This window comes from Aurantimonas sp. HBX-1, assembly GCF_021391535.1.
Classification (GTDB): Bacteria; Pseudomonadota; Alphaproteobacteria; order Rhizobiales; family Rhizobiaceae; genus Aurantimonas.
Genome location: NZ_CP090066.1, coordinates 834,827 through 857,876 on the forward strand (window position 1 = coordinate 834,827; position 23,050 = coordinate 857,876).

Here is a 23,050-nt window from a genome sequence, read left to right on the forward strand (position 1 = left end):
GTAGGGGCGGGTCGGTGTCTCCTGAGTGTAAGGTCGAGGTAACGCATGGCAAACCCGGTTCTCGTGGAAGTGACCCGCGGCGGCATGGTCGAGAGCTTTCACCGCGGCGCCTTCGCGCTTGTCGACGGTGAGGGCCGGCTCGTCGCCGCCGCCGGCGACGTCGACCGCACGGTGTTTCCGCGCTCGGCGATCAAGGTCTTCCAGGCGATCCCGCTGATCGAGACCGGTGCCGCCGCAGCCTTCCGGCTGACCCCCGCCGAACTTGCGCTCGCCTGCGCCTCGCACTCCGGCGAAGACGGCCATGTTCGGCTGGCGGCGGCGATGCTGGCGAAGGCCGGCCTCGACGAGTCGTCGCTGGAATGCGGCTGCCACTGGCCGTTCGACGCCCCCGTCGCCCGCGAGCTTGCCCGCCGCGGCGAGACCCCGACGGCGCTTCACAACAATTGCTCGGGCAAGCACGCCGGCTTCCTCTGCACCGCGGTGCACCGCGGCGAGGACACGAAAGTCTATGTCGGGCGCGACCATCCGGTGCAGGTGCGGGCGAGGGCGGCGATCGAGGATCTCGTCGGCCAGGCGCTGACGATCGACGCCTGCGGCATCGACGGCTGCTCGATTCCGACCTTCGCGGCACCCCTCAAGGGCTTCGCGCACGGTTTCGCGAAGCTGGTGACCGGCGAGGGGATTTCGCCGCAGCGGGCGGCGGCCGGGCGCAGCCTGATCGATGCCTGCATGGCGCATCCCTGGGAGATGTCGGGGACCGGGCGGTTCTGCGAGACCCTGATGACCGCCGCACCCGGGCGCGTGTTCGCCAAGACCGGGGCCGAGGGCGTGTTCTGCGGCGCCCTGCCGGATCTCGGCCTCGGCTTCGCGCTCAAGATCGACGACGGGGCGACGCGGGCCAGCGAGGCGCTCGCCGCCGCCGTCATCGCCCGAGCCCTGCGACGCGAGGATGCTGACCTCGCCGCGACCTTCGACGGGCTGGGCCGGCGGACGCTGCACAACTGGGAGAAGGTCGAGGTCGGCGAGATCCGGGCGACGATGCCCCCCGCATGAAGCCTCTGCGGCGATATTTTCAGCATCGCTCACATCGCGCTTGACCGGCGCCGGAACAGGCGTAGGCTGATCTTTGCGTCCTTGACGCAGCAGGAGGTTAGCAATGGAACCACCTCAGCACGCCGCCGCCTAGACGACAGGATTTGCTGTTCGGGATCCTGCCCAGCGGCCCCTTACTGACATGCCTGGGGAGCGGCTTATGAGCCGCCGGAGTCGTGGAACAGGCTCTCCCTAGCCGCTCCCGGGGCACACGATCGAATTAGCCGGCAGGTGGCTGTCGCTACGCTGCCCGGTTGGTCTCGGCGCCAATCGCTCTTCTCAGCTCCAGTCGCTCTTCGGGGTCTCGCTCTTGCGGCTCACCGCTGCGCCCGCGCTCGCCGTGCGACGCCCCCGGGCCGGCGCTGCCGGCTTCAGCCGGATGCGGACGCTGCCGCCCTCCGGATCTTCCACGTCGAACAGGCCGGTCGAGCGGACGAGGTCGCTGAGCTTCTTGAAGCCGTAGGTGCGCGGATCGAAGTCCGAGGCGATGTTCAGCAGCTGCTTGCCGAAGCTGCCGAGATTCACCCAGTTGTCCTCGGTGTCCATCTGGTCGATCACTCGCTTGAGCAGGTCGGCGGCCTGCTGCGGCTTGGCCAGTGGCGCAGGCGCCGGCTTGCCGTCGTCCTTCTCGGCGGTGATCCGCTGCGGCAAGAGGTTCTCGGTGTAGATGAAGCGCCGGCAGGCCTGCCGGAAGCTTTCCGGGGTCTTCTGCTCGCCGAAGCCGTAGACGTCGATGCCCTGCTCGCGGATGCGGGCGGCGAGACGGGTGAAGTCGCTGTCGGAGGAGACCAGGCAGAAGCCGTCGAAGCGGCCGCTATGCAGCAGATCCATGGCGTCGATGACCAGGGTGATGTCGGAGGCGTTCTTGCCCGTCGTGTAGGCGAACTGCTGCTGCGGGATGATCGCATGGCGCGACAGGATGTCGGCCCAGCCTTTCGACCGCGGGCTGGAGAAGTCGCCATAGATGCGCCGGACACTGGCCTCGCCGATCTTGGCGATCTCCTCGAACAGCCCGTCGGCGATCCGCGCCGAGGCGTTGTCGGCGTCGATCAGCACGGCAAGGCGATGCGTGCGGTCGGCTCGGGTCAGGGACATCGTCGTTTCCTTGCGCTGTCGGCCGACTTGCGACGGCGGCCTGTTGCGCCCCCGCAATACTCCGCCGGGCAGCGGGCCACAACCGAGGGCCTGGCCGCCGCCGGTGATCGGCGGAGGATCAGTCGCGCCGCGGGCCGGTACCGAAGCCCAGCCGGTCGAGAATCGCCTCGGCGACGGCGGTCGGCGCGCGCTCGCCGGCGCGCACCGCCGCTTCGCCGTCCTCCAGCGCGGCGCGGATCCCCGCGTCGGCGCTGATGCGGCGCCGGATGCCGTCGTCGATGGCGGCCTTCAGCCAGCGGACCCGCTGCTCGGCGCGGCGCGCGGCGAAGCTCCCGTCTGCCTCGTGGACCCGGCGGAAACGCAGGATCTCCTGCCAGAGGCCGGCGAGACCGTCGCCGCTGAGGCCGGATACGGTGAGGACGGGGACGCTCCAGGCGGCGGAGCGGGGCGAAAGGATGTTCAGCGCCGCGCGGATCTCGGCGGCGGCCGCCCGTGCCTTGACCGCATTGTCGCCATCCGCCTTGTTCATCGCGATGATGTCGGCGACCTCGAGTATGCCCTTCTTGATGCCTTGCAGTTCGTCGCCGCCCCCGGCGATCATCAGCAGCAGCACGAGATCGACCATGTCGGCAACGACGATCTCCGACTGGCCGACGCCCATCGTCTCGACGATCACCACGTCGAAGCCCGCCGCCTCGCAGAGCAGCATCGTCTCGCGGGTCCGCGCCGCGACGCCGCCGAGCGTGCCGGAGGAGGGGGAAGGGCGGATATAGGCGGCGGGATCGACGCTGAGCCGCGGCATGCGGGTCTTGTCGCCGAGGATCGAGCCGCCGGTGCGGGCCGAGGAGGGGTCGACCGCCAGCACCGCCACCTTGTGACCCTCGCCGGTGAGCATCGTGCCGAAGGCATCGACCAGCGTCGACTTGCCGACTCCGGGAACGCCGCTCAGCCCGATCCGGATGGATCCGCCGGTGTCGCCGGCCAGCCGGTCGAGCACCGCGGCCGCCGTGGCGCGGTGATCGGCGCGGGTCGATTCGACGAGCGTGATCGCACGGCTCAGCGCCGCGCGGCTGCCGCGCCGCACGTCGTCCGCCAATGCCTCGGGATCGGGTCGCTTGTCCATGCAGCGTCGATGCATAGGGGCGCGGCGCGCGCCTGTCGACGCCGGCTTCTCCCGGCGTGTGGGATATTTTCCCGAAAGCGCGGAAGCCCGGCTAGTCGCTTCCACGAGGGAACGGGTTTTGCTAGCTTCGCGTATTGTGGGTACTCGGAGCGATCGGCCTCCTGTCGGTTGCCCGCACTTTGGGAGAGATACCATGGCCTGGAACAAGCCCGTCATCACGGAAGTCTGCGTCGCGATGGAAATCAACGGCTACATGCCGATCGAATTCTGATTGCCGTCAGCCATCGATAGCCGCGGGCGGGTGGAAACCCGCCTGCGGCTTTTTGTATTGGGCTCTGCCGCGGGAGGCGGCTATCCCCAATGGAACTGTCTTTGCCCCGTCTGCCGGCTCTACTGGAGCGGCGACCCCCGCGTGAGCGCCCGCACGCAGTCGTCGATCGCTGCGAGCGCGGACGGCGTGCATTGGCTTCTTCTCAACGCCTCACCGGACCTTCGCGAGCAGATCCTGCGGTCGCCGCCCATCGCGCCCTCGGCCGGGGCAGGCGACGCCACGCGCCGGCATTCGCCGCTGGGCGCCGTGCTGGTAACCAACGGCGATGTCGACCATGTCGCGGGGCTGCTGACCTTGCGTGAAAAACAATCTTTCCCGCTTTACGGCACGACCGGCGTGCTCGACGTGATCGCCGCCAACCCGGTGTTCTCGGTTCTCGATCCCGCCTGCGTCGAGCGCCGGCCGGTGGTCGTCGGCGAGGCGTTCGAACCGGTCCCGGGTCTCGAGGTCGAGGTCTTCTCGGTGCCCGGCAAGGTGCCGCTCTATCTGGAGAAGGGCGAGGTCGATGTCGGCGAGGAGGGCGAGATGACGGTCGGGGTGCGGCTTTCGGCGCATGGCCGGACCGCCTACTACATCCCCGGCTGCGCGGCCGTGACCGAGGGCCTGCGCGAGCGCGTCAGGGGCGCCGACGCGCTGCTGTTCGACGGAACGGTCTTCGAGGACGACGAGATGCCGCGCGCCGGCGTCGGCGCCAAGACCGGCCGCCGGATGGGGCACGTCCCGATCGCCGGCGAGGGTGGCAGCCTGAACGCCTTCGAGGGCCTCGGCATCGGCAGCCGTGCCTATATCCATATCAACAACACCAACCCGATCCTGGTCGACGGTTCGCTCGAGCGGCAGGCCGTCGAGGCCGCCGGGTGGCAGGTGACCCGGGACGGCATGGAGATCGTGCCATGAAGGCGATGATGGACCGGCAGGAGTTCGAGGCCGCGCTGCGCCAGATCGGCGCCGAGCGCTATCACCACCTGCACCCGTTCCAGAAGCTGCTCCAGGACGGCAAGCTGACGAAGGTCCAGGTCCAGGCCTGGGCGCTCAATCGCTATTACTACCAGTCGCAGATCCCGGTGAAGGATGCGTCGATCCTCGCCCGGCTGCAGACCACGGCGCTGCGGCGCGAATGGCGCCAGCGCATCATCGACCATGACGGGCAGGAGGCTTGCGACGGCCAGCCGGCGCAGCGCGGCGGCATCGAGAAGTGGATCGCCCTCACCGACGGCGTGGGGTTCGATCCGGACTATGTCGAGTCGGGCGTCGGCATCCTCCCGGCGACGCGCTTCGCGGTCGACGCCTATGTGCATTTCGTCCGCGAGAAGACGCTGCTCGAAGCCATCGCCTCGTCGCTGACCGAACTGTTCTCGCCGACGGTGATCGGCATCCGCAGCAAGGGCATGCTGGCGCATTACGATTTCATCTCGACGGAGACGCTGGCCTATTTCGACAAGCGGCCGGTGCAGGCGAAGCGCGATTCGGATTTCGCCCTGGCCTACTGCCTCGACAACGCCCGCCGTCCAGAGGACCAGCGCGCCGTCATGGACGCACTCCGCTTCAAGTGCGAGGTGCTGTGGGCCCAGCTGGACGCGCTGTACTTCTCCTATGTCGAGCCCGCCATGACGCCGCCGGATGCGTGGCGGCCGGGCGTCGGCATGCGCGCGGAGACGACATGACCGGATTGCCGGACGACACGGTGCCGAAACTGCCGCACGGGGTAAGGCTGCGCGAGGACAAGATCCGCGGCGGCTTCATCCTGGTCGGGCCCGAACGGATCTTCAACGCCGACGGCGTCGCGCGGGAGATTCTGCAGCGGGTCGATGGCCGGGCCTCGATCGGCGACATCGTGCGGCAGCTGGGCGAGGTCTTCGCCGCCGACGAGGCGACGATCCGCCCGGACGTCGAAAGCTTCCTGCTCGACCTTCGCGACAAGCAGATGGTGACGCTATGAGCCAGACACTGCTCGACCGACGCCCCGCGCCGGCACCCCGGGCCGCACCGCCGCCGCCGCTGGGGCTGCTGGCGGAACTGACGCACCGGTGCCCGCTGCGCTGTACCTACTGCTCCAATCCACTGCAGCTCGACGGCCGCTCGTCCGAGCTCGATACCGAGACCTGGAAGCGGGTGTTCACGGAGGCCGCCGAACTCGGCGTCATCCATATCCATTTGTCCGGCGGCGAGCCGACGGCGCGCCGCGACATCGTCGAGCTGACCCGCCATGCTTCCGAGGTCGGGCTCTACACCAACCTCATCACCTCCGGCATCGGGGTCTCCGACGCGCAGCTCGACGCCCTGCTGGAAGCCGGCTGCGACCACATCCAGCTGTCGCTGCAGGGCGCCAACCCGGAAGTCACCGAGCTGGTCGGCGGCTACCGCGGCGGCTTCGAGAAGAAGGAAGCCTTTGCCCGCGCCGTCGTGGCGCGCGGCTTCCCGCTGACCCTCAATGCCGTCATCCACCGGATGAACATCCACCAGGTGCCGGCGATGATCGAGAAGGCCGTCGAGTTCGGTGCCCGGCGGCTCGAAATCGCACATACGCAGTATTACGGTTGGGCGCTGAAGAACCGGTCGCAGCTGATGCCGGCGCGCGAGGACGTCGACCGGACCATCGTCGAGGTCGAAGAGGCGCGGGAGCGGCTGAAGGGCCAGCTGGTGATCGACGCGGTGTTCCCCGACTATTACGCGCGCTATCCCAAGCTCTGCAATGGCGGCTGGGGTGCCCGCACATTGAGCGTCACGCCGGCGGGCCGGGCGCTGCCCTGCCACGCCGCCGAGACGATCAAGCACCTGGAATTCTGGTCGGTGCGCGATCACTCGCTGGCCGACATCTGGACCGGATCGCCGGCCTTCGAGGCCTATCGCGGCACCGGCTGGATGAAGGAGCCCTGCACCTCCTGCGAACGCCGGCACGTCGACTTCGGCGGCTGCCGCTGCCAGGCCTTGGCGCTCACCGGGGATGCCGCCAATACCGATCCGGCCTGCATCAAGTCGCCGCTGCACCGCGAACTCGGCGAAATCGCCACCAGCGAGGCCTCTTCCGTGGTCGATCCGCTGGCCGTGGTCTATCGCGGCTTCCGCGCCAGCTGAGCGGCGCCTTGGTTCAGATTTCCTCGAGGCGGCGCCGGGACTCCGCCCGGGCCGTTCCGGTCAGATCGACCGGCATCGGATAGCGGCGGAACGGGCGACCGTCATTGTCGTTCGCCAGCATGGCGTGCCGGTTGAGGAAGTCCGTCGAGCGGGAAACCCCGAACAGCGCCTCGCGCTCCTCCGGATCGGAGGAGAAGATCGGGTACCGCGTGTAGACCCGCTCGCGGATGGTCTCCGTGTCGTTCGACAGCAGGCACAGGGGTTTGACCAGGCCGAGATAGTCGCGCGGCTGGGTGCGCGGCTCGAGCTGGAAGATGCGCCGGTAGAACGGCGTATGCTCCAGCCGGGCGGTGGCGATGATGTGGTCGGTGTCGAAATGGTCCGCCGCCATCGCGGCCAGTCGGAGCGTGGCATAGGGCATCAGCGCCGTCGCCGCCCTGACGCGCCGGTCGACGACGAAGCGCGTCGGGTCGACGAAGGTCTCGCCGCGACCGGTGAGCACCCCCAGCACGTCCGCGAAGGCCGTCATGCTCGGCGTGTCCGGATATTCGGGCGTCGCGATATGCAGCCGTATCGAGCTGATCAGCCGGTCGCGGTAGCGAATGGCAAACAGGAAGCCGTTGTCCTGCTCGTCAAACGGGTCGGTAAAGCGCGGATGCTCCCGCGGATCGATCGCCGCCTCCGAAAGGTAGCAGTCGTAGCGAAGCCGGTAGACGGCCTCGCGCTGCTCATCCGTCTCGACCCGATCGTACTCGATATCCTCCAGCAAGGAGGAAACCTTCAGGGCGAACAGCCCCTCCCGGTGATCGGTCGTACTCATAACTACACACGCCCCCGCATCTGTGGAGACAAGGTACAATTCTACCGATCGTTTGCAATTCATTAACCATGATAAGGCTGACAAAAATTCAGCTGTGGTTAACGTCTATTGGGCGGCTTGACGCGCGATCGGGGACATGGGTCGCGAGCGACGCAGCAATTCCTGCACGCCGCAGGTGCTGAGCGGGCCGCCGAAGACGAAGCCCTGCACCTCGTGGGCGTTGGGGTTGCGCTCCAGCATGTCGAGCTGGTCGTGCGTCTCGACCCCCTCGATGACGGTGATCAGGTCGAGTTCGGCGATGAAGGCGATGAGGCCGCGCAGCAGGGTCTGGCGACGCGCGTCGTCGAACACGCCGGTCAGGAAGCTGCGGTCGATCTTCACCTTGTCGATGGGCAGGTTGTTGATGTAGCCGAGATTGGAATAGCCGGTGCCGAAGTCGTCGATCGAGAAGCGCACGCCAAGGTCGCGCAGGGCGCGGATCTGCCGCATCGTCTCGCTGTCGCAGCCGACGAAGAGGTTTTCCGTCAGCTCCACCTCGAGGCGATGTGCCGGCAGTCCGCTTTCCGCCAGGTTGCGCAGGATCATGTCCTGGAGGTCCGACCGCTGAAGCTGGCTGGGCGAGATGTTGATCGCGACGGCGACGTCGCCGGGCCAGCTGGCGGCGGCGCGGCAGGCGATCGCCACCGTCTTGTCGGTGACGCGGCCGATCAGGCCGGACTCCTCGGCGATCGGCAGGAACTCCGCCGGCGGCACGATGCCACGCGTCGGATGCTTCCAGCGAACCAGCGCCTCGAACGAGGCGACCTCCATCGAGCGCGTCCGGATGATCGGCTGGAACACCATGTAGAGTTCGCCGTCGCACTCGAGCGCCCCGCGCAGGTCGGTCTCGATCGCCAGCCGTTCCTGCTCCGCGTCCGCCATGGCGGTCTCGTAGAAGGCGAAGCTGTTCCGGCTGTTGTGCTTGACGTGATAGAGCGCGACGTCGGCGCGCTGCAGCAGGTGCTCGGCGCTGGTCGCGTCCTCCGGGAAGATCGCGGTGCCGATCGAGCAGCCGATATTCGCCACGGTCGCACCGAGGTCGTAGGGGTCGTTGCACGTCGCGATCAGCGCCGCCGCAAGGTCCGCTGCGTCCTGGCGGGAGCCGATGCCGTACTGGAGGATGACGAACTCGTCGCCGGCGTGGCGGGCGACGACGCAGGATTCGCCCGCTGTCGCGGTGAAGCGCCGCGCCGCCTCGAGCAGCAGACGGTCGCCGGCGCTGTGGCCCAGCGTGTCGTTGACGCGCTTGAACTTATCGAGATCGAGGAAATGCAGGGCGAAGGGCTGGTCAAGGCGCTCGACGCCGGCACTGATCATGCGTTGCGTGGCGGCCCGGTTGGGCAGGCCCGTCAGGGAATCGCGGTGCGCCAGATCCTGGTTGATGCGAGCCGTGTTCAGCGCGTCGAGGAAGGTCTTCCCGACCCGCCGCGAGTTGGCCAGCACCGACAGCATGAAGACCGCGAAGAACAGGCCGCAGACCAGGTACCAGCCGGAATTCTTGACGAGGAAGGCCGTCGCCACCGGCACGGCCAGGGCGACCAGCTGCAGCGAGACCGTCGCGGGGCTGGCGAAATTGCGCCCCTGGATGCCGACCATGAAGCCGACAGCGGTCGACAGAGCGATGAGCTCGCTGAGCGGGTCGGTGTCGACCCAGAACACCACCGTGGTCCATGCGCCCACCGTGAGGACGTGCAGCGTTCCGAGAATGCAGTAGAGGAGGAGGTAGCGGCGGGGGCTGGCGATCCCGCGGGCGTCGCGTTCCTCGAAGCGCAGCATCGACACGACGCGGATGATAGTGAGCACCGTCAGGATGCCGCAGACGAGCCACAGCGCCGGGTGTCCCATGCGGGCGCCCGTCATCGCGGTTCCGACGATTACCACGAACGAACCGATCGCAAACGCCCCCACGTCCCCGTAGAGGGAGCGGACTGTCTGAAGTTCGTCCTGATATTCTCTGCTTTTAGCCTTCGCGGAGGGGCGTTGCATGGTCTCCGATGCCGAGTGAACCTGCGGCAGATTGATCGAGAACACGAAATTATCGGTTAACGATAGCGCGGCGCACAGTTCTCGACGCGACCTCGCCCAGGAATTACAGTTGCATCTGCAATGTCAGGTTGAATTGCTCAGGAGCCTGAGCGAGGCCTGTATAGCAGAATCGGCGCCAGACGCCACCAAGCAACTATGCCTTGTCAAAGCCAATTCTTGATTCGGAAGAATATCATCGGGACGACCGCGGAAACGATCATCGCCATGATCGCCAAAGGATAGCCGAACGTCCATGACAGTTCAGGCATGTGCTCGAAGTTCATTCCGTATATGGAAGCGATCAATGTCGGAGGCAGAAAGGCAACGGCTGCCACCGAGAATATCTTGATGATCGCGGCTTGTTCTATGGAGATCATGCCGACGGTCGTATCCAGCAGGAACACCGTCTTGTTGGACAGGAACGCGACGAAGTCGTTGAGCGAATGCACGTCCCGCGCCATCGCCTTGACGCGCGGCTTGGCATCCTTGGGGACGGACTTGCGACCGTCGAGCGCCAGTTGCAGGAACGGCAACAGGCGGTCGAGCGTGGCAAGGCTTTCGCGGATCCGCGAGGTCAGGTCGCCGACGGCGCCGATGCGGCGCAGGAGCGACTTGAAGTCGCCGGTCTTGGTCGGCTTCTTGCGGTCAGACGAGGAGAAGATGTCGTCGCCGATGCCGTCGAGATCGGCCGAGACGGTCTCCAGAATGTCGGCGACGCGGTCGACCACCGTCTCGATGAGGCCGATCAGGATGGTCTCGGCGGTCGGTGCCTTGCCGATCGCGGCGGAGGCCTTGCCCGCATCGTCCGGCGCAGGGCGCGGAACGTCCCGGCACAGCTTGGCGGCGAAGATCGCAAAGCTCTTCGGCTCGCTGTAGCGCAGCGTCACCAGGCGCAGGCCGACGAGAATGAACGTGACCGGCGCAAAGGACGGCTTGCCGCTGTCCAGCCCGAACACCACCGACGCGGTCATGAAGGTGGCGCCGTCCTCGGTATAGAGCCGACTCGACACCTCGATCTCGCGCATCTCTTCGCGCGTCGGCATCTCGATGCCGCAGAGCGCCTCGACCGCCAGTTCCTCCTCGCGGCTCGGATTGATGACGTCGATCCAGATGGCCTCGGCCGGCACGCTGCCTGCCTCGACTGTCATGGCGCGAATCTGGATGTCGTCGGGGACATAAGCCCTGATCACGTCTGCCTCTTGTGTCGGTTTCCGGGAGGGAGCGGCAAGCCGCGCTATTCCGCCGCGATCTTGGCGTGGCCGAGGCGGCGCGACAGCTCGCCGATGAGTTGCTCGGCGGCCGTGGCGACGACGGTGCCCGGCAGGAAGATCGCTGCCGCGCCAGCCTGTTTCAGGGTCTCGACGTCCTGCGGCGGGATCACCCCGCCGACGACGATCATGATGTCGCCGCGGCCCTCGCGCTCCAGCGCCGCCTTGAGCTGCGGGACCAGCGTCAGATGGCCGGCCGCGAGCGAGGAGGCGCCGACGATATGCACGTCGTTCTCGACCGCCTGGCGGGCCGCTTCCTCGGGCGTCTGGAACAGCGGGCCGATGTCGACGTCGAAGCCGAGATCGGCGAAGGCCGAGGCGATCACCTTCTGGCCGCGGTCGTGCCCGTCCTGTCCCATCTTGCAGACCAGGATGCGCGGCCGACGGCCCTCGGCTTCCGCAAAGGCGTCGCTGAGCGCCTGGACACGTGCGATCTGTTCCGACATGGGGCCGGCCTCCCGCTTGTAGACGCCGGCGATCACCTGCGTCCTCGCCACATGACGGCCGAACACCTTTTCCAGGGCATCGGCCATCTCGCCCACCGTCGCCTTGGCGCGCGCCGCGGCGATCGACAGCTCGAGCAGATTGCCGTCGCCGCGCGTCGCCGCCGCGGTGATTGCCGCAAGCGCCGCGTCGGTGGCGGACTGGTCGCGCTCCGCCTTCAGCCGGTGCAGCTTCTCGATCTGCTGGCGCCGCACGTCGGCGTTGTCGACCCGCAGCACGTCGATCTCGTCCGTGCCCTCGGCGACGAACCGGTTGACGCCGACCACGGTCTGGGCGCCGGAGTCGATGCGCGCCTGGGTCCGGGCGGCGGCTTCCTCGATCCGCAGCTTCGGCAGGCCCTTGTCGATCGCCGCGGCCATGCCGCCCATCGCCTCGACCTCGTCGATATGGGCGAGGGCCTTTTCCGCGAGCGCGTGGGTCAGATGCTCGACATAGGCCGAGCCGCCCCACGGGTCGATGATGCGCGTGGTGCCGCTTTCGCGGGCCAGCACGTGCTGGGTGTTGCGGGCGATGCGCGCCGAGAAGTCGGTCGGCAGCGCCAGCGCCTCGTCGAAGGAATTGGTGTGCAGCGACTGGGTGTGGCCCTGGGTGGCCGCCATCGCCTCGACGCAGGTGCGCACGACGTTGTTCATCACGTCCTGCGCGGTCAGCGACCATCCCGACGTCTGGCAGTGGGTGCGCAGCTGCAGCGCGCGCGGGTCCTTGGGCGCGAACTCCTTCTGCATCAGGATCGCCCAGATCAGCCGGGCGGCGCGCATCTTGGCGACTTCCATGAAGAAGTTCATGCCGGTCGCCCAGAAGAACGACAGACGCGGCGCGAACCGGTCGATGTCGAGACCCGCCGCAACGCCGGCGCGGGCATATTCGATGCCGTCGGCGATGGTGTAGGCGAGCTCCAGGTCCGCCGTCGCCCCGGCTTCCTGCATGTGGTAGCCGGAGATCGAGATCGAGTTGTAACGCGGCATGTGCTTCGCCGTGTAGGCGAAGATGTCGGAGATGATCCGCATCGATTGCTTCGGCGGGTAGATGTAGGTGTTGCGGACCATGAACTCCTTCAGAATGTCGTTCTGAATGGTCCCGGACAGCTGCTTCTGGTCGACGCCCTGCTCCTCCGCGGCGGCGACGTAAAGCGCCAGCACCGGCAGCACGGCGCCGTTCATCGTCATCGATACGCTCATCTCGCCGAGCGGGATGCCGTCGAAGAGCTGGCGCATGTCGATGATCGAATCGATCGCGACACCCGCCATGCCGACGTCGCCGGCGACGCGCGGATGATCGGAATCGTAGCCCCGGTGCGTGGCGAGGTCGAAGGCGACCGACAGGCCCTTCTGGCCGGCCGCGAGGTTGCGCCGGTAGAAGGCGTTGGACGCCTCGGCCGTCGAGAACCCGGCATATTGCCGGATCGTCCAGGGCTTCTCGACATACATGGTCGGGTAGGGGCCGCGCAGATACGGCGCGATGCCGGGCCAGGTGTCGAGGAAGGGCAGGCCGGCCAGGTCCGCCTCACCATAGGCGCCGGCGAGCGGGATGCCCTCGGGCGTTTCGCGGACGCTCTCCTGCCGCGCCGCCCTCGGGGCGGTGGCCGGCGGGCTCCAGGCGTGACCGGAAAAGTCGGGGATGCGGCTCATGCGGCGACCTCGGCTTCCTCGTCGAGCCGGCGCGGGCGAAGCGGCGCGCACGCCCGTTCGCCCTGTCGATCCGGCTCCGGCGGCGTCGCCGTCGCCAGCACCGTGTGGGGGCGTTCGCTCTCCATCGGGTAGAGCGTCGCGCCGATGATCACGCTGCGCTTCTCGGCGAGCGCGCGGCGCCGCGCCGCGGCCGCCGCCGCGATGCGGTTCTGCAGGGCGCCCGACGCGAGACTTGCGATGATCCCGCCCTCAGCCTCGATCCTGCAGAATTCGTCCCATCCGGCGGCCGCGGTCAGATCGGTCAGCGCCTCGATGCCGCCCGACCCGGCCGCCGGATCTTCAACGGCACCGAGCCCCGACTCTTCCTGCAGGATGACCTGGACGTTGCGGGCGAGCCGCCGCGCGGCCGGATCGGCAAGGCCGAGCGGGGCCGTGTGCGGCAGGATCGCGATGCTGTCGGCGCCGCCGGTCGCGGCGGCGAAGGCGGCGATCGTCGCCCGCAGCATGTTGGTGTGCGGGTCGCTCGCCGACAGCATGCGCCAGGCGGTCTCGGCGTGCAGCCGCAAGGGCGGCATATCGCTCTCGCCGCAGGCTTCGAGGACCCGGGCCCAGAGCAGCCGCAGCGCCCGCAGCTTGGCGGTCTGCTCGAACTGCGTCTGGTCCACCGCGAGAGTGAAGCCGATCGCCCCCGCCGCCTCGGCGACGGACAGGCCCGCCTCGTCCATGGCGCGCAAGGCGTAAAGGGCGGTCGCGAGAACGGCCCCGAGTTCCTGGCCAGCGGTGGCGCCGGCGTCGTTGTAGACCCGGCCGTCGGCCTCGACAGTTCGGCCGGAAAAGCCGCGGGCCCGCAGCGCTTGGGTCTCGCGCCCGATCCGGGCGCGGCGATCGCGCTCGTCGCCGGCAAACCGGCCGGAGGCGGCGAAGCCGGCGCTGTCGTCGAGGCTGATGTCGACCGACACAGATGCGAGATCGTGCCCGGCCGCGGCTGCCAGGGAGGCGATCGCCTCCAACGCGGCGAGCGACTGCGGGTGGGGTTCAATACGCAGCGCGGCGATGTCCAGCCGCACCCCGTCCAAAGCACGGGCGATGCCGTCGAGCGGCACGCCGAACCCGCGCGACGAGGGTGCGCCGGCGATCGCTACCGCCAGCCCGCTGGCGCCGCCTTCGAGGTCGGCGAGGGCCTGCCCGCCCGCCCGTTCCGGATCGACATCATCGACGCGCGCCATGATCGACCAGCGTCCAGCAGCCAGCCGGGCGAGGGGAACCGCGTCGTGCCGCCGCGCATAGACCGGGCCGTAGCGGAACCCGTCCTCGGCATCCGTGACGAGCCCGTCCAGGCCGCGTCCTTTGGTCTCGACCAGGGCTCGCCAGTCGGCCTCCGTAGCAGGCGGAAAGGCGTCCGGGTCGATCCTTGCTGCGCTCATCTGACCTCCCTGCCGCGATGCGATGTCCGGGGCGGTTCCCGGCCCCCCGCCGGTCACTCCACGAGCAAATAACGCGTCGCGTAAAAAAGCGAAATCGCCAAGTGCCCGGCGGGCTACCTGGAGGCGGCGTCAGTGGGTGAGGACAGCCTCCGACGGCGTGACCAGCTTCCATACGACGCCGGTTTCCGCGTAGTCCATGTCGACCTCGCCGCCCAGCCCCCGTGCCGTCATCTTCTGGATGACGAGGGTGCCGAAGCCGGCGCGTTTCGGCTCCGTCACCGGCGGTCCGCCCGCCTCGCGCCATTCGATCGAGAAGGCCTCGTCCATCGACCAGTTGACCGCGACGGTGCCCTCAGACACCGATAGCGAGCCATATTTCGCGGCGTTCGTCGCCAGCTCGTGTAGCGCAAGGCCGATGGTCTGCGCCGCCGTCGGGTTGAGCCAGACCTTCGGCCCGGAAACCTTGATCTGGTCGCCATCGGCGCCGAACGGCCGGAGCTGCGCGAGGACGAGGTCGTTGATGTCGACGCTCTCCCAGCCGCGGCCGGCCAGGAGGTCGGCGGAGCGGGCCAGCGAATTCAGCGCCTCCGACAGCGTGGCGAGCAGCTGCGTCGTGTCGGAACTTTCCTTGGCGGCGCGCCGGGCGATCGCGGCGATGAGCGCATACTGGTTCTTCGCCCGGTGGGTCATCTCGCGCATCAGGAAGCGGCTCTGCTCTTCGGCCTCGCGGCGATCGCGGGAGGCCTGCGCGAGAACCATCGAGACCTCGCCGATTTCGCCGATGTCGGTCTGGATGATGGTGGCCGGGCGTCCCTGGCCGATGGCTTCCGCCTGCTTGGACAGTTGCCGGATCGGCGCCGCGAGCCGGCGCCCGAACACCACGGCGAGCAGGATGGAGAAGGCCAGGAGGACCAGGCCCGCGCTGACCAGCATGAACCAGGAGCGCAGCGCCGGCCGGATGATCACCTGGTTCGGCACCGCCACCGTGGTGGCCCAGCCGGAAAGGCTGGACACGATTGAGCCCTCGATATGCTCGCCGCTCGCCTTCCCCAGCGTCTCGATGATCGAGGGATTGTCGTAGGAGACGCCCCCCTGCGGCAGGATCTGCCCGCCGCTGGTGATCGCCGCGAAGACACGGCGGTTCTGCCGGTCCTTGATGATCGCGGACCACTGGCTGGGCAGGTTGCGGTCGGCGATGACGTCGCCCAGCGTATCCACCGATTTCTGCAGCACCAGCACGTAGGGCACCCGTTCGCCTTCGATGACCGGAACCGCGACATGGAAGACGAAGCGGCCGGTCGGTTCGGAGAACATCACGCCCGAAACTTCCGGGCGCCGGGTGCGGAACGCCAGCTCGATGGTGGCCGCGTCGCCGAGCGTCTGGCCCGGGCGCGTCGCGGCCTCCTCGGTCGAGACCGCGACGGCGAGATCGGGATCGATCAGTTCCGCCGTCGTCCGCGTGCCGGCGAGGGCGGCGACGGTCCGTTCCCGAAAGCCGTCGAGATTGCCGCGCGCCAGGGCGGGCGACGACGCCAGAACGCGACCGGTGGTGATCATGCCGTAGATTTCGCGATCGACGGCGCTGGAGATGATCTCGGCGGTATCGTTGACCTGCCCGGTGACGATTTCTTCCTGCTGCTGCGAGAACTGCAGGATCAGGAAGGCGCTGAACAGCAGCGCCGGGATGAGCACGATCACGGCGAAGACGATGAGATGCGCCAGCAGGGGCGGCCGGCGCCACATCCGGGCCAGCCGGTGACCCCGCAGCCAGCCCGGCAGGAGCCGGCCGGCGCGTCCCCCTCGCGGTCGCGCATTTGCCGCTGGCGTGTCGGCCGTCATCTGCCTCGAATTCCCCCGCGGCGCTCCGTCCCCCAAAGCGTCCCGCCTCGTCGTTAAACGTTGAAATTGTTTCCGTTCACAGCATACGCGAGGCTCCGGCCATTATCCATAAGGATAGGAGCGGGGCGGCACAGCGCCGCCCGGCCGCGGGCCGTCGTCACCTTGCGGAAGGGGAAACCCCCGTCAGACGAACTGCGCCAGTCCCGGAACCGATGCGATGACGCGGTCGACCGTCTCGGCGCCGGCATGGCTGCGGGAGAAGCCGACCAGTTCCCGCGCGACGGTCTGGATCTGCCCCATGTCGAGCCCCATGCCCATCAGGCCGGCGCCCAGCGCCATGATGCCACCGCCGGAATAGCCGTCGCCGCCCGTGGCGGCCAGGGCCTCCTCGGCGCCAGGCGTCTTGGCGATCATCGTGCCGACGGCCGGATCGTCGCTTTCTGCCGAAAGGAAGGCGAGGATGCTTCCCACCGCGCGCCGCGCGGTCGCCGTGTCCAGGCCGGTTTCGGCGGTGATGCGTGTCAGCAGTTCGTCCATCGTGTCCTCGCATGTGCATGTCCGGCCGGCGGCCGGTTCGAATCGGCCGGAACTTGGCAACTCGGTCCCGCCGATGCAATCGCCAAGATCGGGCGTCGCCACGCTTGTGAGCGCCGACCGCGCTCCGCTAAGCTCGGCGACCGACAGGGGGAAGCGCATGCTCGAAGCGGGACGGATTTTCATCGGGACGAGCCGCGACCCGCAGGGCGCCATGCAACAGGGCGAGTATCTCGACCTGCGTCTCGCCAACCGCCACGGGCTCGTGACCGGGGCGACCGGCACCGGCAAGACCGTGACGCTGCAGATTCTCGCCGAGGGCTTCTCGGACGCCGGCGTCCCGGTGTTCTGCGCCGACATCAAGGGCGACCTCGCCGGCATCGCCGAGCGCGGCGAGCCGAAGGACTTCCTGGTCGAGCGGGCGCACCAGATCGGGCTCGAGCCCTATTACCACGACCTCTTCCCGGCGGTGTTCTGGGACATCTTCGGCGAGCAGGGCCACCCGGTCCGCGCCACCGTCTCGGAGATGGGCCCGCTGCTGCTGTCGCGGCTGATGAATCTCTCCGAGGCGCAGGAGGGCGTGCTCAACATCGTCTTCAAGATCGCCGACGAGGAGCAGATGCTGCTCCTCGACCTCAAGGACCTGCAGGCGATGCTGGCGCATGTCGCCGACAATGCCGACAGCGTCTCGCGGCTCTACGGCAATGTCGCCAAGGCCTCGGTCGGGGCCATCCAGCGGTCGCTGCTGGTGCTGGAGCAGCAGGGCGCCGCGAGCTTCTTCGGCGAGCCGGCGCTGGCCATCGCCGACCTGATGCGCACCGACCGGGACGGCCGCGGCATCGTCAACGTGCTCGCCGCCGACCGGCTGATGATGAACCCGCGGCTCTATGCGACCTTCCTGCTGTGGCTGCTCTCCGAGCTCTTCGAGGAACTGCCGGAGGTCGGCGACGTGGAGAAGCCGAAGCTGGTGTTCTTCTTCGACGAGGCGCACCTGCTCTTCGACGGTGCGCCGAAGGTGCTGGTCGACCGGGTCGAGCAGGTGGTGAAGCTGATCCGCTCGAAGGGCGTCGGCGTCTATTTCGTCACGCAGAACCCGCTCGACGTTCCGGAAGGCGTGCTGGCGCAGCTCGGCAACCGGGTGCAGCATGCGCTGCGGGCCTATACGCCGCGCGAGCAGAAGGCGGTGAAGGTGGCGGCCGAGACGTTCCGGCCGAACCCGGCGTTCGACTGCTACGAGGCGATCACCCAGCTGGGCGTCGGCGAGGCGCTGGTCTCGACCCTCGGCAAAGGCGGCGTGCCCTCGATGGTCGAGCGGACGCTGATCCGGCCGCCCGCCGCCCGGCTCGGCACGATCACTCCTGAGGAGCGGGCCGCCGTGATCGCCCGCAGCCCGGTGGCGGGGCTGTATGACCACACGGTGGACCGGGAATCGGCCTACGAGATGCTGGTCGGACGCGCGGAGAAGGAGCTGCAGCAGGAGGCCGAGCGGCGCCGGCTGGAAGACGAGGCCGCGGCCGAACGACGGAACGGCGAGGCCGAACGGCGTGCCGATGCCGCACGCCGTCGGGAGGAAGAGGGGCCGGAGGAAACGCCGCGCCGGACCCGGACCGGGTTCCAGCTGCCGGATTTCGACGACGGCGAGGAGGCCGAGCGCGCCGAGCCGCGTGGCCGCGCGCCGGCCCGGCCGCGATCGTCCGGCTATCAGCGCCAGACGGTGACCGAGACGATCATGAAGCAGGTGGGGCGGACCGTCGCCTCCACGGTCACCAACGCCATCGTCCGGGGCATTCTCGGCAGCCTGAAACGCGGGCGCTGATCGGGCTTGCGGCGCCGGGGCACGGATAAAACGCCGGGCGGGCGGACGTCTTTCAATTTCCCGCAGCAAGGCCCATCTGAGCAAAAGAAACGGGAAGGACCATCATGAACCGGAAGTCGACGCTTGCCTCCTACATCCTCTGGCTGCTCTGCCTCGGCGGGATATGCGGCCTGCACCGGTTCTACCTGGGTCGTCCCTGGACCGGGCTGCTCTGGCTGCTGACCCTCGGCCTTCTCGGCATCGGGCAGTTCATCGACCTGTTCCTGATCCCGGGCATGGTGCGCGAGGAAAACCTCGAAAGCCGGATCGACCTGATGGAGCGCGAGCGCCAGCGCATCGCCTGATCGGCGGAGCGCCCGCGCCCACTGGGAGCGGCGCGGGGCGGTGATCGGCATTTTCCGGCCACCGCCGCCGTTTGCGTCAGACCGACAGGCCGCCCTGGCGCACCACCACCGGCGAACCGGTGGGGACGCGGTCGTACAGGTCGATGATGTCCTGGTTCATGAAGCGGATGCAGCCGGACGAGCCGCTGGTGCCGATCGTCCAGTATTCCGGCGTGCCGTGCAGCCGGTACAGCGTGTCCTTGCCGCCCTGGAACAGATAGAGCGCCCGGGCGCCGAGCGGATTGGCGATGCCGGGCTCCATGCCGTCGGCATACTGCGCCAGCTCCGGCTTGCGCGCGATCATCTCGCGCGGCGGCGTCCAGGTCGGCCACTTGCGCTTCCACTGGACCACGGCGCGCCCCGACCAGCCGAAGCCCTCGCGACCGACGCCGACGCCGTAGCGCATCGCCCGGCCGCCGGGCATGACGACATAGGCGAAGCGCGAGGCCGTATCGACGACCACGGTTCCGGGGCGCTCGCCGGTCGGATCGGCGACTTCCTGCCGGTAGTACATCGGGTCGATGCGCGACAGGTCGGGGGCGGGGATGACGTGGCCGGCATCGACGACACGGCTGTACATCCGCGCATAACGTGGGTCGACGCTGCGGAAGAGGCCGCCGCCGCCGGCCGCGCCGGGATAGGCGACGCCGACGATGCTGGCGCGGGGGCCGGAGGTGCAGCCGGCGACCAGGGCGGTTGCCCCGAGGCCGAGGCCCATCAGGAACTTGCGTCGGGAAGGGTGACCCTCGTCACGTGGCGTCATGGTGTCCAGCCTTGCTGTGCCGGGCTTCCTGGAAGATGCGGCGCCCGGTCGGTTGTCATTTTTTGCGAAAACCACCGGTCGTCCCGATGGTTCCCCGTTCACGGTCAGTTGAGCTTACGGCCGGTTAAAGTCTTCCGACCAATCCGCGCAGGTCCGGCAGGACCGCGTTCGGCTGGAGGTCCGGATATTCGTCGGGCTCGCTCGTCCGGTTGATCCACACGGTGTGGAAGCCGAAACGGCTTGCCCCGGCGATGTCCCAGCGGTTCGACGACTGGAACGAGACGGCGTTCGGGTAGAGCCGGAACTCCGTGGTGACGAGTTCGTAGATGGCCGGTGCCGTCTTGTAGGCGCCGCAGTCCTCCGCGGAGAACACGCCGTCGAAGAGATCCTCGATGCCGGCCGAGCGCAAGGCGCTGCGCAGCATGTCGTGCGAGCCGTTGGAGAGGATGGCGAGTCGGGCCTCACGCGCCCGCAACGCCCGCAGGGTCGCCGGCACCTCCGGGAAGGTGTCGAGGTCGCGATAGGCGTCGAGCAGCTTGGCGCGCAGGCCCTTGTCGGCCTGCGGCACCTTCTGGAAGGCGTAGTCGAGCGCGTCTTCCGTCAGCTGCCAGAAATCCCGGTCGACGCGGCCCATCAGGCTGCGCACCCAGGAATATTCGAGCTGCTTGCGGCGCCAGATGTCGGAGAGGAGCCGGCCGGATTCGCCAAGGTCGCCGGCGTGCCGTGCGGCGGCCGCGCCGGTGTCGAAGAGCGTGCCGTAGGCATCGAAGACATAGACGGAATGCAAGCTGGACCTCCTGGCCGGGTGGGCGGACGACATCCCGGGTCATAGCGTCGTGGCGGACAGGGGAAAAGCGCCTTCCCGCCGCCGGGCGGAAATCATCCCGTGACGGTCCCGCCGTCTCGCGCTAACTGTGCCGCCGCAATCGTCCCATGCGCCGCAGGCGCGAAGCTGACCGGAGCGACCGCTCGATGCCACAGGAATTGTCCCGCACGCGCAGCTATGTCGATGGAAGCTGGCACGACGGCAACCCGCCGCTGATCGGCCCCCGCAGCCATGCGATGTGGCTCGGCAGCACGGTGTTCGACGGCGCCCGCTGGTTCGACGGGCTGGCGCCCGACCTTGCCGCCCACTGCCAGCGGGTCAACCGTTCCGCCGAGGCGCTGGGCCTGAAGCCGACCATGGAGGCCGCGGAGATCGAACGCCTGACCTGGGAGGGGCTGCAATCCTTCGACGGGGCGACGGCGGTCTACATCCGGCCGATGTACTGGGCGGAGGAGGGCGGCTACATGGGCGTGCCGGCCGAGCCGGAATCCACCCGGTTCTGCCTGTGCCTCTACGAATCGCCGATGATCTCGCCCGCGGGCTTTTCGCTGACCGTCTCGCCGTTCCGCCGGCCGACGCCGGAGACCATGCCGACGCTGGCCAAGGCCGGCTGCCTCTATCCCAACAACGCGCGGGCGATCCTTGAGGCCCGCGGGCGCGGCTTCGACAACGCGCTGGTCCTCGACATGCTCGGCAATGTCGCCGAAACCGGGACGTCGAACATCTTCATGGTCCGGGACGGCGTCGTCCACACGCCGGTGCCGAACGGCTGCTTCCTCAACGGGATCACGCGCCAGCGGGTGATCGCGCTGCTGCGCGACGACGGATGGGACGTCGTCGAGCGCTCGCTCACGGTGGCGGATTTCGCAGCCGCCGACGAGATTTTCTCGACCGGAAACCATTCGAAGGTGGTGCCGGTGACGCGCATCGAGGACCGCACGCTGCAGCCGGGACCGGCCTATGGCCGCGCCCGCGAACTCTACATGGACTTCGCGCGGCAGGCGGCCTGAGCACTTCGATCGGCCGGGGCGGTGGCAGGCGCGCACATCGGCCCTAGCTTCCCGCACGCCGAATTCGGCACGTCGGCCGCCCCTTGGGTTGCCGCCGCGCCAGGTCGCCAACACCAGAAGGAGACTGCACAATGGCTTTCACCCTGCCGGATCTTCCCTACGCCTACGACGCGCTGGGTCCCTACATGTCGAAGGAGACCCTCGAGTACCATCACGACAAGCACCACCAGGCCTATGTCACCAAGGGCAACGAGCTGGCCGAGAAGGCCGGCATGGCCGACCTGCCGCTCGAGGAAGTGGTGAAGAAGTCCTACGGCACCGACCAGGCGCTCTTCAACAATGCCGGCCAGCACTACAACCACATCCATTTCTGGAAGTGGATGAAGCCCGGCGGCGGCGGCAAGAGCCTGCCCGGCAAGCTGCAGACGGCGTTCGACAGCGACCTCGGCGGCTATGACAAGTTCAAGGCCGACTTCGAGACCGCGGGCGCCGGCCAGTTCGGCTCCGGCTGGGCCTGGGTTGCCGTGAAGAACGGCAAGCTGGAGATCATGAAGACCCCGAACGGCGAGAACCCGCTGGTGCACGGAGCCGAGCCGATCCTCGGCGTCGACGTGTGGGAGCATTCCTACTACATCGACTACCGCAATGCCCGGCCGAAGTATCTCGGGGCCTTCGTCGACAACCTCATCAACTGGGACTACGTGCTCGAGCGCTACGAGGCGGCGGCCCGCTAAGATCGTCTCCCGAGAAGTCTAGACGTCGAGGCCCCGCGGATGTCCTGTCCGCGGGGCCTTTTTGCGTTCCGGCAACGCTTTCGTGAGGAGGGGGCGCATATTCGATTGAACGATTCCAGAAACTCGGGTCAACTCGCTGCCACAGGTCCGCTCGACGCGGCCCTGGCCCCAAGGAGGAGATCGTCTCATGCAGGCCCGATTTTTCACCGCCGCCGTCGCCCTGGCGACCCTCAGTCTCTCTCTTGCCGTCCTGCCGGCCGGCGCGCAGAACACCGATCCGATCAAGCAGCGCCAGGAGCTGATGAAGAAGAACGGCAAGTCGGCGAAAGGCGCCAGCGAGATGATCAAAGGCGAAGCGACCTTCGACCCGGCGACGGCGGCGACCATCTTCACCCAGATGCACGACGTCGCCATGGAGTTCGGGGACTATTTCCCGGAAGATTCCAAGACCGGCGAGGACACCGAGGCGGCACCGGCGATCTGGGAGCGCCCGGCCGAGTTCCAGGCAGCGCTGGTCAAGTTCCAGGAGGATACCCAGGCGGCGATCGACGCCGCGCCGCAGGATCTCGAGGCGTTCAGGCAGGTGTTCGGGCGCGTCGCCGAGAACTGCAAGGGCTGCCACGAGGACTTCCGGATCGACAAGGAAGGCTGAACCGCGGCGATCCCGGCCGGCGGTGCCGATCACGCCACGCATTGCGGCTGATCGGACGGCGCCTGCCCG

20 protein-coding genes and 1 pseudogene are annotated in these 23,050 nt (G+C 68.2%); 10 read left to right on the forward strand and 11 right to left on the reverse strand.

Annotation, left to right across the window (positions count from 1 at the left end):
• Positions 1 to 45 precede the first annotated feature (45 nt).
• A complete protein-coding gene (locus tag LXB15_RS03860) occupies positions 46 to 1,053 on the forward strand; it encodes an asparaginase (RefSeq protein WP_233950985.1) in 1,008 nt (335 codons plus the stop codon).
• A 318-nt stretch (positions 1,054 to 1,371) separates the two neighbouring features.
• Here LXB15_RS03860 and LXB15_RS03865 read toward each other — a convergent pair whose 3' ends face one another.
• Positions 1,372 to 2,187, reverse strand: coding sequence for an NYN domain-containing protein (locus LXB15_RS03865; protein WP_233950987.1), 816 nt, complete (start codon positions 2,185 to 2,187; stop codon positions 1,372 to 1,374).
• A gap of 118 nt (positions 2,188 to 2,305) precedes the next feature.
• Positions 2,306 to 3,310 (reverse strand): methylmalonyl Co-A mutase-associated GTPase MeaB, encoded by a 1,005-nt coding sequence (gene meaB / locus LXB15_RS03870; RefSeq protein WP_233950989.1) that lies wholly within the window; start codon positions 3,308 to 3,310, stop codon positions 2,306 to 2,308.
• A 193-nt stretch (positions 3,311 to 3,503) separates the two neighbouring features.
• Here meaB and pqqA point away from each other — a divergent pair, with 193 nt between their 5' ends.
• From pqqA to pqqE, 4 genes and pseudogenes are all read left to right on the forward strand, one after another.
• Positions 3,504 to 3,581 carry a pyrroloquinoline quinone precursor peptide PqqA gene (pqqA, locus tag LXB15_RS21090; protein ID WP_007067894.1) on the forward strand — a complete coding sequence of 26 codons (78 nt, stop codon included), beginning with the start codon at positions 3,504 to 3,506 and terminating at the stop codon, positions 3,579 to 3,581.
• A gap of 42 nt (positions 3,582 to 3,623) precedes the next feature.
• Positions 3,624 to 4,538 carry a pyrroloquinoline quinone biosynthesis protein PqqB gene (gene pqqB, locus LXB15_RS03875; protein ID WP_233953040.1) on the forward strand — a complete coding sequence of 305 codons (915 nt, stop codon included), beginning with the start codon at positions 3,624 to 3,626 and terminating at the stop codon, positions 4,536 to 4,538.
• Positions 4,535 to 5,580, forward strand: a pseudogene (pqqC, locus tag LXB15_RS03880) (pyrroloquinoline-quinone synthase PqqC). Before pqqB ends, pqqC begins: the two are co-directional and overlap by 4 nt.
• Positions 5,577 to 6,716 carry a pyrroloquinoline quinone biosynthesis protein PqqE gene (pqqE, locus tag LXB15_RS03890; protein ID WP_233950995.1) on the forward strand — a complete coding sequence of 380 codons (1,140 nt, stop codon included), beginning with the start codon at positions 5,577 to 5,579 and terminating at the stop codon, positions 6,714 to 6,716. Before pqqC ends, pqqE begins: the two are co-directional and overlap by 4 nt.
• Positions 6,717 to 6,729: 13 nt before the next feature.
• On the opposite strand, the gene LXB15_RS03895 is transcribed toward pqqE, so the two are convergent.
• The 7 genes from LXB15_RS03895 to LXB15_RS03925 form a co-directional block, all read right to left on the reverse strand.
• Entirely contained in the window at positions 6,730 to 7,536 is an 807-nt protein-coding gene (locus LXB15_RS03895) for an acyl-homoserine-lactone synthase (protein WP_233950996.1), read from the reverse strand.
• A gap of 105 nt (positions 7,537 to 7,641) precedes the next feature.
• Positions 7,642 to 9,435 carry a bifunctional diguanylate cyclase/phosphodiesterase gene (locus LXB15_RS03900; protein WP_233950997.1) on the reverse strand — a complete coding sequence of 598 codons (1,794 nt, stop codon included), beginning with the start codon at positions 9,433 to 9,435 and terminating at the stop codon, positions 7,642 to 7,644.
• Positions 9,436 to 9,764: 329 nt separating this feature from the next.
• Positions 9,765 to 10,748, reverse strand: coding sequence for a magnesium transporter CorA family protein (locus LXB15_RS03905; RefSeq protein ID WP_233950998.1), 984 nt, complete (start codon positions 10,746 to 10,748; stop codon positions 9,765 to 9,767).
• A gap of 86 nt (positions 10,749 to 10,834) precedes the next feature.
• Positions 10,835 to 13,000: a methylmalonyl-CoA mutase gene (gene scpA, locus LXB15_RS03910; protein ID WP_233950999.1), complete on the reverse strand. Its 2,166-nt coding sequence runs from the start codon at positions 12,998 to 13,000 to the stop codon at positions 10,835 to 10,837.
• Positions 12,997 to 14,424 carry a methylmalonyl-CoA mutase family protein gene (locus LXB15_RS03915; RefSeq protein ID WP_233951000.1) on the reverse strand — a complete coding sequence of 476 codons (1,428 nt, stop codon included), beginning with the start codon at positions 14,422 to 14,424 and terminating at the stop codon, positions 12,997 to 12,999. The genes scpA and LXB15_RS03915 overlap by 4 nt, the downstream gene beginning before the upstream one ends.
• A gap of 129 nt (positions 14,425 to 14,553) precedes the next feature.
• Complete coding sequence (locus LXB15_RS03920) at positions 14,554 to 16,263, reverse strand: HWE histidine kinase domain-containing protein (protein WP_233951002.1); 1,710 nt, start codon at positions 16,261 to 16,263, stop codon at positions 14,554 to 14,556.
• Between the two features lie 183 nt (positions 16,264 to 16,446).
• Complete coding sequence (locus tag LXB15_RS03925) at positions 16,447 to 16,800, reverse strand: DUF2267 domain-containing protein (protein WP_233951004.1); 354 nt, start codon at positions 16,798 to 16,800, stop codon at positions 16,447 to 16,449.
• A gap of 157 nt (positions 16,801 to 16,957) precedes the next feature.
• Between LXB15_RS03925 and LXB15_RS03930 the strand changes: the two genes are divergently transcribed.
• Together LXB15_RS03930 and LXB15_RS03935 are read left to right on the forward strand one after the other, a co-directional pair.
• Complete coding sequence (locus tag LXB15_RS03930; RefSeq protein WP_233951007.1) at positions 16,958 to 18,613, forward strand: helicase HerA-like C-terminal domain-containing protein; 1,656 nt, start codon at positions 16,958 to 16,960, stop codon at positions 18,611 to 18,613.
• Positions 18,614 to 18,717: 104 nt separating this feature from the next.
• A complete protein-coding gene (locus tag LXB15_RS03935) occupies positions 18,718 to 18,957 on the forward strand; it encodes an NINE protein (protein WP_233951009.1) in 240 nt (79 codons plus the stop codon).
• A 76-nt stretch (positions 18,958 to 19,033) separates the two neighbouring features.
• On the opposite strand, the gene LXB15_RS03940 is transcribed toward LXB15_RS03935, so the two are convergent.
• Positions 19,034 to 19,759, reverse strand: coding sequence for a L,D-transpeptidase (locus tag LXB15_RS03940; RefSeq protein ID WP_233951011.1), 726 nt, complete (start codon positions 19,757 to 19,759; stop codon positions 19,034 to 19,036).
• A gap of 124 nt (positions 19,760 to 19,883) precedes the next feature.
• Positions 19,884 to 20,546, reverse strand: coding sequence for a haloacid dehalogenase type II (locus tag LXB15_RS03945; RefSeq protein ID WP_233951013.1), 663 nt, complete (start codon positions 20,544 to 20,546; stop codon positions 19,884 to 19,886).
• 185 nt (positions 20,547 to 20,731) lie between these two features.
• Between LXB15_RS03945 and LXB15_RS03950 the strand changes: the two genes are divergently transcribed.
• From LXB15_RS03950 to LXB15_RS03960, 3 genes are all read left to right on the forward strand, one after another.
• Complete coding sequence (locus LXB15_RS03950) at positions 20,732 to 21,595, forward strand: branched-chain amino acid aminotransferase (protein WP_233951015.1); 864 nt, start codon at positions 20,732 to 20,734, stop codon at positions 21,593 to 21,595.
• A 131-nt stretch (positions 21,596 to 21,726) separates the two neighbouring features.
• Complete coding sequence (locus LXB15_RS03955) at positions 21,727 to 22,329, forward strand: superoxide dismutase (protein ID WP_233951017.1); 603 nt, start codon at positions 21,727 to 21,729, stop codon at positions 22,327 to 22,329.
• Between the two features lie 187 nt (positions 22,330 to 22,516).
• Entirely contained in the window at positions 22,517 to 22,981 is a 465-nt protein-coding gene (locus LXB15_RS03960) for a cytochrome c (protein ID WP_233951019.1), read from the forward strand.
• Positions 22,982 to 23,050 lie beyond the last annotated feature (69 nt).

What these genes read in the sequence shown, in the direction of transcription:
- LXB15_RS03860 (WP_233950985.1), top strand. Translation starts at nt 46, where the DNA reads ATGGCAAACCCGGTTCTCGTGGAAGTGACCCGCGGCGGCATGGTCGAG.
- LXB15_RS03865 (WP_233950987.1), bottom strand. Translation starts at nt 2,187, where the DNA reads ATGTCCCTGACCCGAGCCGACCGCACGCATCGCCTTGCCGTGCTGATC.
- meaB (WP_233950989.1), bottom strand. Translation starts at nt 3,310, where the DNA reads ATGGACAAGCGACCCGATCCCGAGGCATTGGCGGACGACGTGCGGCGC.
- pqqA (WP_007067894.1), top strand. Translation starts at nt 3,504, where the DNA reads ATGGCCTGGAACAAGCCCGTCATCACGGAAGTCTGCGTCGCGATGGAA.
- pqqE (WP_233950995.1), top strand. Translation starts at nt 5,577, where the DNA reads ATGAGCCAGACACTGCTCGACCGACGCCCCGCGCCGGCACCCCGGGCC.
- LXB15_RS03895 (WP_233950996.1), bottom strand. Translation starts at nt 7,536, where the DNA reads ATGAGTACGACCGATCACCGGGAGGGGCTGTTCGCCCTGAAGGTTTCC.
- LXB15_RS03900 (WP_233950997.1), bottom strand. Translation starts at nt 9,435, where the DNA reads ATGACGGGCGCCCGCATGGGACACCCGGCGCTGTGGCTCGTCTGCGGC.
- LXB15_RS03905 (WP_233950998.1), bottom strand. Translation starts at nt 10,748, where the DNA reads ATGACAGTCGAGGCAGGCAGCGTGCCGGCCGAGGCCATCTGGATCGAC.
- scpA (WP_233950999.1), bottom strand. Translation starts at nt 13,000, where the DNA reads ATGAGCCGCATCCCCGACTTTTCCGGTCACGCCTGGAGCCCGCCGGCC.
- LXB15_RS03915 (WP_233951000.1), bottom strand. Translation starts at nt 14,424, where the DNA reads ATGAGCGCAGCAAGGATCGACCCGGACGCCTTTCCGCCTGCTACGGAG.
- LXB15_RS03920 (WP_233951002.1), bottom strand. Translation starts at nt 16,263, where the DNA reads ATGACGGCCGACACGCCAGCGGCAAATGCGCGACCGCGAGGGGGACGC.
- LXB15_RS03925 (WP_233951004.1), bottom strand. Translation starts at nt 16,800, where the DNA reads ATGGACGAACTGCTGACACGCATCACCGCCGAAACCGGCCTGGACACG.
- LXB15_RS03930 (WP_233951007.1), top strand. Translation starts at nt 16,958, where the DNA reads ATGCTCGAAGCGGGACGGATTTTCATCGGGACGAGCCGCGACCCGCAG.
- LXB15_RS03935 (WP_233951009.1), top strand. Translation starts at nt 18,718, where the DNA reads ATGAACCGGAAGTCGACGCTTGCCTCCTACATCCTCTGGCTGCTCTGC.
- LXB15_RS03940 (WP_233951011.1), bottom strand. Translation starts at nt 19,759, where the DNA reads ATGACGCCACGTGACGAGGGTCACCCTTCCCGACGCAAGTTCCTGATG.
- LXB15_RS03950 (WP_233951015.1), top strand. Translation starts at nt 20,732, where the DNA reads ATGCCACAGGAATTGTCCCGCACGCGCAGCTATGTCGATGGAAGCTGG.
- LXB15_RS03955 (WP_233951017.1), top strand. Translation starts at nt 21,727, where the DNA reads ATGGCTTTCACCCTGCCGGATCTTCCCTACGCCTACGACGCGCTGGGT.
- LXB15_RS03960 (WP_233951019.1), top strand. Translation starts at nt 22,517, where the DNA reads ATGCAGGCCCGATTTTTCACCGCCGCCGTCGCCCTGGCGACCCTCAGT.